The 12,979-nt window shown below is 36.1% G+C and carries 7 protein-coding genes; 6 read left to right on the top strand and 1 reads right to left on the bottom strand.

Annotated features, from left to right (window positions below):
- A partial coding sequence (locus AC1W31_RS18745) for a two-component regulator propeller domain-containing protein (protein ID WP_481736022.1) occupies positions 1-2,751 on the bottom strand: 2,751 nt, incomplete at its 3' end.
- 280 nt (positions 2,752-3,031) lie between these two features.
- Here AC1W31_RS18745 and AC1W31_RS18740 point away from each other — a divergent pair.
- The 6 genes from AC1W31_RS18740 (at position 3,032) to AC1W31_RS18715 (ending at position 12,611) form a co-directional block, all read left to right on the top strand.
- Positions 3,032-4,627: a glucoamylase family protein gene (locus AC1W31_RS18740; RefSeq protein WP_481736021.1), complete on the top strand. Its 1,596-nt coding sequence runs from the start codon at positions 3,032-3,034 to the stop codon at positions 4,625-4,627.
- Between the two features lie 114 nt (positions 4,628-4,741).
- A complete protein-coding gene (locus AC1W31_RS18735; RefSeq protein ID WP_481736020.1) occupies positions 4,742-7,777 on the top strand; it encodes a SusC/RagA family TonB-linked outer membrane protein in 3,036 nt (1,011 codons plus the stop codon).
- A gap of 115 nt (positions 7,778-7,892) precedes the next feature.
- Positions 7,893-9,425, top strand: coding sequence for a RagB/SusD family nutrient uptake outer membrane protein (locus tag AC1W31_RS18730; protein ID WP_481736019.1), 1,533 nt, complete (start codon positions 7,893-7,895; stop codon positions 9,423-9,425).
- Positions 9,426-9,663: 238 nt separating this feature from the next.
- Positions 9,664-10,593, top strand: a complete 930-nt coding sequence (locus AC1W31_RS18725; RefSeq protein WP_481736018.1) for a LamG-like jellyroll fold domain-containing protein — start codon at positions 9,664-9,666, stop codon at positions 10,591-10,593.
- A gap of 69 nt (positions 10,594-10,662) precedes the next feature.
- On the top strand, positions 10,663-12,315 hold the full coding sequence (locus AC1W31_RS18720; RefSeq protein ID WP_481736017.1) for a glucoamylase family protein: 1,653 nt from the start codon (positions 10,663-10,665) through the stop codon (positions 12,313-12,315).
- Positions 12,316-12,425: 110 nt separating this feature from the next.
- Positions 12,426-12,611 (top strand): hypothetical protein, encoded by a 186-nt coding sequence (locus tag AC1W31_RS18715; protein WP_481736016.1) that lies wholly within the window; start codon positions 12,426-12,428, stop codon positions 12,609-12,611.
- Positions 12,612-12,979: the final 368 nt, after the last annotated feature.

The following is a 12,979-nucleotide window of genomic DNA, read 5'->3' as shown; positions in this document are numbered from 1 at the left end:
ATGAGCTATTTCTTTCGTCGAAAGATTCATGCGTAAATATGCCGCTAATTTCACGTCGCTTGGCGTAAGATTTGGGTATTTTTTGAGCAGTTTTTTAATAAATTCTTCGTGAACTTGGTTGAAATTATTTTCAAAAACTTGCCAATCGTGTTCTGTAGAAATATTGCTATCCACCAAATGCAAAACCTGTTTTAAATGCGGAGTTGCCGCACGGGATTCTGATTCAGTTTTCAACTTGGTAAGTCCTTGTTTTATGGTTAATAATAGCTCATTTTTTTTGATAACTGCCATCGTAGAATTAGCCAGTTCCTCCGATTTGCTAATAATATTTTTCTCCAATTGCTCATTTCTAAGTTGCATAATCTCGCTTGAACTAATCTCTGCCTGTCTTTCTAATTGTTTTTCTAATTTTTCACGAATTTGTGCTTGCTTAAATTTCACTCTCCTCAAATGCAGTTGAAATGATAACCAAGCAATACCAATCAAGCTTAGAAAATAGCACAATCTACTCCAAAAATTCCAATACCAAGGTTGTTTAATTTCAAATATTACTAAACTTTCTTGCGAATTTAGGTCAGATTTTAGATGAAAAATATATTGTCCTGGCGATAAATTATTGAAATCTTTTTGCGTAATATTTTGAAATGAAGACCAATTTTTAGACGAATTTTCTAATAAATAACTGTATTTTACGGAATTTCCATAATTAGGCGTACAGAAATAAATTGTTAAACTATTTTGGTCATAATCCAGCGATAATTTTGGTGTTGTACTGGCAGAACGAAAGGTTTGATTGAGGTCAGGAAAGTCTTGAATTACGATTTCCCGAATAACTGGAGACATTACTTTTGCTGAAATTTGTTGAAATATTGCCTTTTGAGGCAGCAAAATAAACCCATTTTCACTGCATAAAAGATACGTTTCAGCATCAATCGATACGATATTTTCGTAATCATCAACCCATTGGTTTTCCTTAATTGGTATCAGAATTTGTCTGCCGCTTGGTGTAATTACGCCCAAACCTCCATCTTTTTTAATGACAAAAATATTTTTTGAGGTGGGATTATTATCTGAAAATGAGAAAATTTTACGAGCAATATCATTACCCATTGACTTTTGCAGGGAATATGCGGACTTAAATACTTTCAAATTTGGATTGAACTCCAAAATTCCGTTTGAGGATGTTAAAAAAATTTGTTGATTGATGGTTGAAACCTCTCCGCCTTTTAAATCGGTATTGTTAAAAGTAGTTTGTGATTCAATTTTTTGATTATTTTCTGATAAACGTAACTTAATTACGCCATAAGGCAATTTGCTCAGCCAGAAATTTCCATTTTTATCTTCTTCCAAACGACGAGTGGGGGCAGAATACCCTTCAATAATATGGTCGAAAGTCCATTTTCCATTAAAGGCTTTTTTATAAATGCACAGGTTCGTATAAGTGCCTTGAATCAGTAATTCTGGATGTTTGTGCATTTTTTTAATTACCCAACCACCCGTTACGTTAGAAATTTGGGAAGCTTGGTTATTTTCAATCAAAAATGTACCGTTGTTGTGTCCACAAAGTAACTGATTATCAATGACTTCCAAATCCCAAACTTGCCCTTGCGTTTTTGGGACTAAACTAAAATTGGCATTTTTTTTCGTTAAATTTCGGCTAAATACGCCCTGATTGGTTCCTAAATAGATATTTCCTTGGTGAATTGCTACGTCATAAACTGTTCCCAATTGTCCTTCTGAATCGGTATAATATTTTAGCGGAGAACTCAACACAATCAAATCAATTCCTTTATCCATGCCAACCCACAAATTCCCTTCAATATCTTTCGAGAGCGACAAAACCGTATTATTTTGCAATCCTTGATTTTTATTAAAAAATTGAATTATTTCCCCCGCTTGATTCGTCAAAATAACGCCGTTCAAGATTGTTCCGAAAGCATAAATCTGATTCCCTAAATATATTCCTCGATTGAGTTGATATTGTTGAATAAAAAGGTTTGTTGCTTTGTTGAATTCCGAAAATTCTGTTCCATTATACCGATAAATTCCTTTGTTGGTACCAACCAATATTTCATTTTCTTGGTAAGGTAATATAGTATTAACCGACTCTTTACTCAAAAACTCACTGCCTTTTATTAAACTAAAATGCGCATTTGATTGACTATTTATTTTTAATTCATAGAGCCCTTTATCAATAATCTCAACAAAAAATCTTTCGTTTACCTGCTGCACGAAGAGCATATTCCCAGGCGGATTTAGTCTATTAAGTTGATTATTGATTGGGTTATACAAATACAAATATGCAAATGATTGGAAAATAATTCCGTTGGGCGTGATGAGGATATTCCAAATTTCTTCATTAGGAAAAGCATTCTCTTTTATCAATTTTTTGAGCGAATGATAAATTAATTTCCCTGATTTATTGGCTGACCAAAAGCCAAATTCACCCAAAGCACCCGTATAAATTTTTCCAAGTTTATCACTGGCAACTGAACGTATCTTTTGATTTTCGGGCAGTTCATACACCTTCCATGCAGCTCCATCATATTCCAACAAGCCTTTAGAATTGGCAAAATACATAAATTTTGTGAGGCTATCTTGGGCAATATCCCAGTTCTGGTATTGGGCATTGTAAGCTTGTTTGGTAAAATTAATTACATCAGGTTTACAAATTGATTGAACGGATTGCCCGTAACAAATTACTGATACACCAAGTACAAAAGCAGTTAAAAATTTATTTGAGTATTTCAAAATTGAAGATTTTGCTTTATTGAAATTTTTTACTGGAATTAATGCTGAAATTATGCTGAAAATAACTATGATGTAGTAAAAATTAGCCAAATTATTGAAACATCTCATTTTTGATGTAGTAATGATGTACCCTAAATTTTGGAATAACTATCCCAAAGGTAGTACATTTGCCAGATAAAAATTTAATATTTTATTGAAATAGTTATAAAATTAGTAATTACTTTAATTCGTTTCTATTTCAGTAAATCATTAAAAGTTAATCCAATTCCTATAAACGAAGATGTATAAATATTCTCCAATTATCCTATTTATCATTATCTCATTTAACAAAATTAATGGGCAAAAGAATCAATTTCCTTTGGTAAATAATGTTCCACTTTCTGAAAGAGGCGAATATATTGAAACCGTTCAAAAAGCAACTTTTAATTATTTTTGGGAATTTGCCCATCCCATTTCGGGCATGGCAGCCGAGCGTTCAGCAACGCCAAATATCGTTACATCGGGCGGAACAGGATTTGGTATTATGAGTATCATTGTGGCATCCCATCGTGGATGGATTGCCAGAAAAGATGCGGTAAAGCACCTAATTAAAATGACTAATTTTTTAGCTCGTGCCGATAGATTTCACGGAGCTTGGTCGCATTGGTTGGATGGGCGAACGGGGAAAGTTGTCCCTTTTGGAGAAAAAGATAATGGAGGAGATTTGGTTGAAACGTCCTATTTAGTCAATGGGCTTTTGAGTGCCAAAACCTATTTTGATGGAGCAAATCCAGAAGAGATTTTATTAAGAAAACAAATTACTAAGTTATGGGAAACGGTCGAATGGGATTGGTATGCTTCACGGGGCGATAATCTTTTATATTGGCATTGGTCGCCCAACTATGCTTGGGAAATGAATATGCCCATTCGAGGATATAATGAATGTTTGATTACGCACGTGCTTGCTCAAGCATCGCCAACGCACGGAGTTAAGCCAGAAGTTTATGAAAATACTTGGAAGAAAAGTGATTTTTATGAAAATGGGAAGACTTATTTGGGATATAAATTAGCCGTAGGTTTTCCATATGGTGGTTCATTATTTTTTGCGCATTATTCTTATTTAAGCCTCGACTCTCGTTTAATGCAGGATGATAAAGTTAACTATTGGAAGCAAAATTTAGCGCAAACGCTCATTAATTATACCCATTGTGTGAGGGAAGCACCAAAAGAATTTGGCTATTCGCCCGAAAATTGGGGTTTAACCGCCAGTGATGATTATAATTTTTACGATGCACATTCGCCAACCAACGATAACGGTACCATAAGCCCAACGGCGGCACTGTCTTCATTTCCTTACACGCCTTTTCAGTCATATCGGGCATTAAGGTATTTTTATTTGAAAAAAGGTAATCCACTTTTTGGGAATTATGGATTTTATGATGCTTTTAGTGCGATTAAAAACTGGAATTCTAATCAATATTTAGCCATCGACCAAGGCCCAATTGTAGTTATGATGGAGAATTATCGTTCAGAATTATTATGGGAAATTGGCAAAAATACCCCAGAATTATGGAATGGTTTAAAGAGAATGAATATAACGCCACCCATCAATCCAACGGGTTTTTATATGTATTTGCCTGACCCAAAAACCAATGAAGTGGAGCTAATGCAACATCCAGATTTGGGAAAATTTGTACTTGATTTTGCAGTAAAAGGAAATGACCCAATTCAAATTGAACTATTTGATGAAATGAAAAAATCAATCGTGCTGATTTCAAAAAATGACAAATTAAATGAGGGAGTTCATCAGTCCAAATTTTCCGCCAAATATGGTAAATATACGGCGGTAATTTCACAAGGAAATTTTACCGAAAAAATCATCCTTTTACTTAAATAGTAGCTGGCATATTTTTTTAGTAATTTATGTTAAAAATTAGTTTTAAAAATTACAATTAATTGATTATTAATGAGTTATATATTTTAGTATTTAGTCCTTTAATTTTATAAATCTATGAAAATACATCAACAATATACCATTTTATATCCCAAAAAGCCTTTCTTGTTTTCGGTCTTTACCTTTATTTTGATGTTCATTTTATCATCAAATTTATCTGCTCAAAATGATAAAAAAGTAACTGGGAAAGTAACTGATAATAAAGGAGAATCCATTCCTGGTGCTTCCGTAAAAATCAAAAATACTACCACAGGAATTGCCACGGATATTGATGGAAACTTCTCCTTAAATGTCCCTGATAATGCTATTTTAGTCGTTACATCGGTAGGTTTTGATGACCAACAAGTGAACTTAAATGGACGTTCTGAAATAACGATTGTGCTGAAAACTAACACCAAAGAATTGCAAGAGGTAGTAGTAGTGGGTTACGGAACTCAGCGAAAAGTGGACATTACTGGAGCAACCGCTAGCGTGAAAGGCGAAGAATTGGTGAAGCAACCCGTATTAACGGCAACGCAGGCAATTCAAGGAAAAGTGGCGGGTGTTCAAATTATTAGTAGTGGTCAACCTGGTACTTCGCCCATTGTTAGAATTAGAGGAACGAGTACGGCTTTGGCTGGAACGGCAACGCTGTTTGTGGTTGATGGTGTGTTGACGGATGATATTGCAAACATAAACACGGCAGATATTGTCAATTTAGATGTATTGAAAGATGCCTCTGCAACGGCCATTTATGGTTCTCGTGGGGCAAATGGCGTTATTATAATTACCACAAAAAAAGGGGCAATTGGCGACTTGAAAGTTAATTATACCATGAATGCGGGTATGAGAAGTTCTGCTAATCTGGTAAAAATGGCCAATGCGGCAGAATATGCCAATTATGTTAGTGCTGCATCAGGAAATATCGTCACAGCGGGAGCAACTTCAACCGATTGGTACGGTCAAATTCTAAGAAATTCTTGGCAACAAAATCATAATTTGTCGCTTTCTGGAGGCAATGAAAAATCTACCTATTTCTTGAGTGGTGGATTTCTGACTGATGAAGGTATTGTGATTGGGAATAAATATGACCGATACACCATCCGAGCAAATAATGATTTTAATGTTAGTAAAAAAATCAAAGTTGGCATCATTTCTTCTTACACGGCTTCGACAAACCAGAACGTAAATTTGGGCGGTGCCTACAATGATTCATACCGTGCGGCACCCATTATTCCGAGTTTGGTAAATGGAAAATATGGGAATACTTCGGTGTATCAAAATGTTGGAAACCCGATTTTGGATATTCAAAATAGTGATGATAAAACCTTGGAGAATCGCTTGCAAGGCACTTTTTATGTTGAATACAAACCCATTGAGTGGCTGACTTTTAGAAGTGGTATGGGAGGAGATTGGGTAAATCAAAACCAACGAGTTTACGGAAAACAATTTAATAATGATACCACCACTTTTATCACGCCCGGTGGGAATCAGCGGAATCCAAACAGTACGTTAAGTAATTATTCTTCCAAACTTTTTCACTGGACTTGGGACAATACCGTCACTTTCAACAAGACTTTTGATAAACACACATTCACCATTTTGGCGGGAACAACCGCTGAACAATATACGACAAGTTTTCTAAGAGCTTTTAGAAAAGACGTTCCTGCCGACCCAAATTTATGGTATATCGGAACGGGAAATGCGAATACTTCAACCAATGACGGTGGCGGTGATAAATGGGCAAGAAATTCTTATATCGGGCGGGTGAATTATAATTTTAATGATAAATATTTATTTACGGCAACGATTCGTGCGGATGGAAGTTCTCGTTTTCCTTCGGGAAATCGCTGGGGATATTTTCCTTCTTTTGGGGCAGGATGGGTGATTAGTAGTGAAAGTTTTATGCAAAATCAGACCGTTTTTGAAACCTTAAAATTGCGAGCAAGTTGGGGAAGAGTTGGGAATGACCGAATTCCATCGGATGCATACACGGTAACGGTTACCCCTAATTTGGCCTATCCATATTCTGGAGGAACTGCTACGCCTGGAAGTGCCATTACGGAGATAAAAGACCCAAATTTGAAGTGGGAAACCACGACAGAAACAGATTTTGGAATTGAATTTAGTGCTTTAAAAGGAAAATTAACGGGAGAGTTAGGCTACTATAATAAAATTGCTCGTGACTTGTTAATTAATGTAAAAGTTCCTTCGGTGACGGGTGATGCAGATGGACAAGTTTTAACAAATGCCGCCTCAATTCAAAACGTAGGTTTTGAAGGAACTTTGCGTTGGAGAGGTAAGATAAATGATGCTATTTCATATTATATAGGCGGTAATATTACGTTTAATAATAATCAGGTAATTGGCCTAAATGGTGGACAACCAATTTTAGATGGTGGAATTGGTGCAAATCAACAATATACCACAAAAACGGATAATGGTCAGCCTGTGGGTAGTTTTTATGTACTTCAAGTTTTAGGAGTTTTTCAAAATGATGGAGAAATTGCTGCTTACAAATCTTCAACGGGACAATTAATTCAGCCTTCTGCGAATGTAGGAGATTTCAGATATCAGGATACGAATGGCGATGGAAAAATAGATGATAATGATCGTGTTTTTGTTGGCTCTTATCAACCAAAAGCTTACTACGGAATCAATATGGGGATTTCATTTAAAGGACTTGATGTAAGTATTGATGCCATTGGAAATACTGGAAATCAGGTATATAATGGTAAAAAAGCCTTCCGACAAGGGATTCAAGATAACGTAGAATCGGCTTTGGCATATACTCGTTGGACGCCAAGTAATGGTTCGCAAACTGAACCTGCGGCAAATGGCGGAAATCTTCCAGCATCCACTTATTTTGTTGAATCAGGTTCTTTTATTCGACTAAATAATGTTACGATTGGCTATACGTTACCAAAGATTTTATTGGAAAGAATTAAGATAAGCAATATCAGAATTTTTGTAACAGCTCAAAATGCTTATACCTATAAACAATATACAGGTTTCACGGCTGAATTGCCTGGAAATCCTACTAACGCTGGTATTGAATTAAATGCTTATCCTACCACAAAAACATTTGCGGTAGGGTTGAATGTTGGATTTTAATAATGAAAAAATTGTCGAGTTTATTCATGTCATAACTCAAAGGATAAATAATTGCAAAATAGCATACTAAATTAAGTTATGCCATGAATTTTTACACAAAAAACCTTTCAATTTTATGAAAAGAAAATTAAATATAACGATAGCAGTTTTTGCCATAATTACAACGGTTGCCTCTTGTTCCAAAGACTTTTTGGATGTACCTGTGCAAGGAAAAGCTACGACTGCCACGGACCCAAATTTGGCACAAAACTTAGTAACTGGGGTTTATAACAGCTTATTCGCAGGGGAGGCTTTTGGCGGTTCGGGCGGTGATGTGCATGGCATTAGTTTTATTACTGCCACCAATATTATCTCGGATGATGCTGAAAAAGGCAGTACCCCTGCCGACCAACCGAACATCGGAGCCATTGATAATTTTACGGTAACCCCCACCAATAACTTCGTTGCGGCGTTATGGAGTGGGTATTATTCGGGAATCGCCAAAGCCAATCAAGCGGTTGATGCACTTAATACTGCGGCTGTTGACCAAACAACCAAAAATCAATTGTTGGGTGAGGTAAGATTTATTCGGGCTTATTATTATTTCAATTTAGTTCGTCTTTTTGGCAGAGTACCCAAAGTATTACGTGTTCCCAAAGATGCGCAAGATGCCAATAATGACCCCAATTTTCAAACCAGAGCTTCCGTTGATACCATTTATAATATCATTCAACAAGATTTACTTTTTTCAGTCAATAATTTACCGCTGAGAAATAAAATTGGCGTAGGACATATCTCAAAAGGAACGGCTCAAACCCTTTTAGCAAAAACCTATTTATACCAAAAAAATTGGCAACAAGTACTTGCTTTAACGCAAGATATTATCAATTCGGGACAATATAATTTAGTGCCAGATTATACCACTATTTGGCGACAAGTGGGCGATAATAGCATTGAGTCTATTTTTGAGGTTGAAACGGGACAATTTAATAATGGCGATTTGGGCGTAAATGGTTATTCTACTTGGCAAGGACCAAGAGTTGGTGGAAAAGGCGGATGGACGGATTTAGGCTTTGGTTTTGGCACACCTTCTTTGAATTTAGTAAACGCTTATGAGGCGGGAGATTTGCGCAAAAACGCAACGATTATTAGCATCGACCAAAGCGCAAAGCACGTTGGAACTATTTTATTTGACGGTTTTAGAATCCCAAGTGCTGATTCAGTTCAGAATATTTATTACAATTATAAAGCTTACCACAGCGAAAATAAAAACGTTGAAAATTATTTGGGAAATCGTGACCAAAAACAAAAAAACTTGCACATTCTGCGTTATGCTGAGGTTTTATTAATGAATGCCGAAGCTGCTAATGAATTAGGTCAATCAGGAAATGCGGTTACCCAATTGAATAAAATCCGCACCAGAGCAGGTTTATCTGGAACAAAATCATCATCATTGGTTGACGTGAGAAATTCGATTTGGAATGAACGCCGCTTGGAATTGGCGTTAGAACATGACCGTTTTTTCGATTTAGTTCGCACGGGACGAGCTGCCCAAGTGATGCAAGCGGTTGGTAAAACTTTCGTGGCTGGTAAAAATGAATTATTACCCGTTCCAAGTTTACAAATTGCCTTGAGTGGTGGAAAATTGGATCAGAATAATGGATATTGATTTTATGCTTGAATCGTACATATTAAACTAAATTTTACCCTTAGTAACGGTAAAACAATAACTTATAATTTTTAAGCGATTCTTTTACCGCTATTTTTATTCACTTTTTCATTAAATAGCTGTGCTATTAGCTTCAAAAGTGAAATAAACTAACGCAAAAATAACCACCCTAAAATTTTATAAGTTATTATTTCACCGTTACTTAAAAAACAATTCTTTAATTTTAAACAGAACAACAATGAAGACGAAAAGAACAAGTGTATTAATGATTGCTACCGTATTATTTGGAACGGTATTGGCAATTTCATGCAAAAAAGACGACGTAGCTACTTTGCCAGCAATTGGTGGATATAATAGCTCAAATGACGTGGCCGCCACAAATTTATTAGCACATTGGACATTTGATGGAACGAATAATGAAAGAATTTCTGGTACTGCTCCTCTCAAAGCCTCTAATTCAGCTTTCACAACAACAACGCCAAGTTCACAAAGACAAGCACTTCAACTTACCTCAGGATACTTGGTATTTCCTTCAATTCCCGCTCTAAATACGGCAAATGCCATTCCGAGTGTAACCGTGAGTACATGGGTTAATGTGAACAACAATGCAAAAACGGTATCTTCTGTTTTTGCCTTAACACAAGCCCAAGCAACGCAAACTGACTGGAATCAAGGACCCATTAATATGTATATTGAAACAGGAAAACCATTAACTGTCAATGACACCTTGGTATTTCACAGCGCTTTCCATACCTATTCTGGGGGTAATTATAACCTTGGTGGCGATAATATTAATGATTATGGTGTACGTGGAACTGATTTTCAGACGGTAAAAGGAGCTAATAAATGGGTTCATTACGTGATGGTTTATGACGGAGCGGGTTCTAATATTGATATTTATGCCAATGGAATCCGTGTTTCAAACAATAATTTTAGAACTCGTACAACTGGAACACCTGCCACGGGAATTGGTAGTATTATTATGGCACCTCCAACGCAGGTAGTAATTGGATCAATGCCAAATAGTGATGCTGGTTATACACAATCCGCTGCTCAAACATGGCAAGGCTTATTTACTGGCTCAATCGACGAAGTACGAGTTTATAATAAGGCATTATCCGCCACTGATATAGGTTATTTATACCAATTAGAATTAGCAGGAAGATAACATTTCATCAACAAATTATAAATTTATAGTCCCAACAAACGTTGGGGCTATTTTTTATTAACTGAACCTATGAAAATTTCATTTCTTTTTTTTACAACGCTCATTTGTTTTATTGCTTGCAAAAAAACAGAGCCAATTCCGATCATACCCGAACAGTTTTATTTTACAGGAATTACCGTAGATAATAAAACGGGAAGCACTTTTACCGAAGTAGCAGCAAAACCAATTATTAAAATTTCTTTTATAAGTCCCATAAATCAGGCTTCTGCGAATACCAATATTACCTTATCGGAGACGATTTCTTCCAAAAATATTCCCCTTGATTTCTCTTTTGAAAAAAATGATAGTACCGTAATAATTACGCCTAAAAATGCCCTCAGTTCTCTTGTTAAGTATTCTCTACAGGTTTTGCCAGAATTTTTATCAAAATCGAATACCAAACTAAATTCCAATATTCAAATTAATTTAACTACCTCTTTCGACAATTCTGACAAATTTCCCATTATTTCAGATTCCCTTTTATTGGATCTTGTTCAACGCCAAACGTTTAAATATTTTTGGGATTTTGGGCATCCTGTTTCAGGAATGGCAAGGGAAAGAAATACTTCGGGCGATTTGGTAACTTCGGGAGGAACTGGCTTCGGAATTATGGCAATCATTGTGGGCATTGAAAGGAAATTTATTACCCGAAAACAAGGACTCGACCGATTGAATACCATGACCGATTTCTTGCAAAATACTACGGCAAAATATCATGGAGCCTTCCCCCATTGGCTAAATGGTGCTACTGGAGCCACCATTCCATTCAGTACGAAAGATGATGGAGCCGATTTAGTAGAAACATCTTATTTAATGCAAGGTTTATTAACGGCAAGACAATATTTTAACGGAAGTAATGCCGATGAAATAAACCTTAAAAATAAAATAAATGCCCTTTGGAATGCCGTAGAGTGGAATTGGTTTACAAAAAATAATGAAAATACACTCTACTGGCATTGGTCGCCAAAGTATAATTGGGACATGAATGTTAAACTTTCGGGTTGGAATGAAGCTTTAATAACTTACGTTTTAGCGGAATCTTCCCCTAATTTTTCCATCTCAAAAACGGTTTACGATGAAGGATGGGCCAGAAATGGCCAAATGAAAAATGGCAAACAATTTTACGGAATTACCTTACCACTTGGTACGGATTTAGGTGGCCCTCTATTCTTTGCTCACTATTCGTTTTTGGGAATAAATCCGATGGGTTTGACAGATAATTACGCCAATTATGGCACGCAAAATATCGCTCATTCACTCATTAATTACAATTATTGCAAAGCCAATCCGAAGAAATTTGCTGGGTACAGCGAAAACTGTTGGGGACTAACTGCCAGTGATGAAAAAAATGGTTATTCAGCCCACGAACCAAACAATGATAATGGTACAATTTCACCAACGGCTGCTTTATCTTCAATGCCATACACGCCCAAAGAATCCATGCAAGCTCTTCGATTTTTGTATTATAAATTAGGGGATAAAATCTGGAAAAATTACGGTTTTGTCGATGCTTTTAATTTGACCGATATTTGGTTTGCCGATTCATTTTTGGCAATTGACCAAGGTCCCATTATAATCATGATAGAAAATCAACGTAGTCAATTGTTGTGGAAATTATTTATGAGTTGCCCAGAAGTAAAAACGGCCATGAAAAAAACGGGGTTCACAAGTCCGAATTTATGATTATTGGCAATAAATTTGAAGGCATTAATTAATTGAAGCTGTTTAAACTTTTGAAAAGTCTTCCCAAATAAGTGAGAATTTTGTGGTGCTAAATCATAAAACTTCATACAATGGGAATACTCAGTAAAAATACAATTAATACGTGGATTATCCCACATTTAACCGTTGGAAGTAGAGGATTTGATCCTACTGTGCCAATTCACGAGATAATTAGAGCCATTCTACATCGTTTAATAACAGGTTGCAACCGCAGTGGAGCTGTTATACTCCTTGTAAAAATGGCGGTGATGCAATAGGCTATCAAGGTCGCAAGGCTTGCAAGACAACCAACGCTTTGTTTATGTCTGATAGTCAAAAGTTATGTTGGCATCCACCCCACAAGAAGGGCAACATCATGACGTTTTGAAATACAATTATGCTTTGATGAAATTTGTACCATGTTAAAAGAGGCAGGATTATTTTTAAACGCAGACACCGGCTCTGATTCAGAATCAATTCGAGAGGCTTGTGACAAAGAAAATATTATTCCAAATGTTAAATCGAATTCTCGTAATTCAGAAAATAACGCATCTGAATCAGCCCGAATTGGGACATCAATTTTCGATGAATTATTATGCAAAGGTAGAACTGTCATTGAACACGCAAATGCTGGGCGGACAGCCAG

The sequence above is a fragment of the Arcicella sp. genome (assembly GCF_964672035.1).
Note: the sequence above shows the minus strand (reverse complement) of the source record. Positions and strands in the feature narration are given on the sequence as shown.

Coding starts and splice junctions, on each gene's coding strand:
- AC1W31_RS18740 (WP_481736021.1), top strand. CDS start 3,032: ATGTATAAATATTCTCCAATTATCCTATTTATCATTATCTCATTTAAC.
- AC1W31_RS18735 (WP_481736020.1), top strand. CDS start 4,742: ATGAAAATACATCAACAATATACCATTTTATATCCCAAAAAGCCTTTC.
- AC1W31_RS18730 (WP_481736019.1), top strand. CDS start 7,893: ATGAAAAGAAAATTAAATATAACGATAGCAGTTTTTGCCATAATTACA.
- AC1W31_RS18725 (WP_481736018.1), top strand. CDS start 9,664: ATGAAGACGAAAAGAACAAGTGTATTAATGATTGCTACCGTATTATTT.
- AC1W31_RS18720 (WP_481736017.1), top strand. CDS start 10,663: ATGAAAATTTCATTTCTTTTTTTTACAACGCTCATTTGTTTTATTGCT.
- AC1W31_RS18715 (WP_481736016.1), top strand. CDS start 12,426: ATGGGAATACTCAGTAAAAATACAATTAATACGTGGATTATCCCACAT.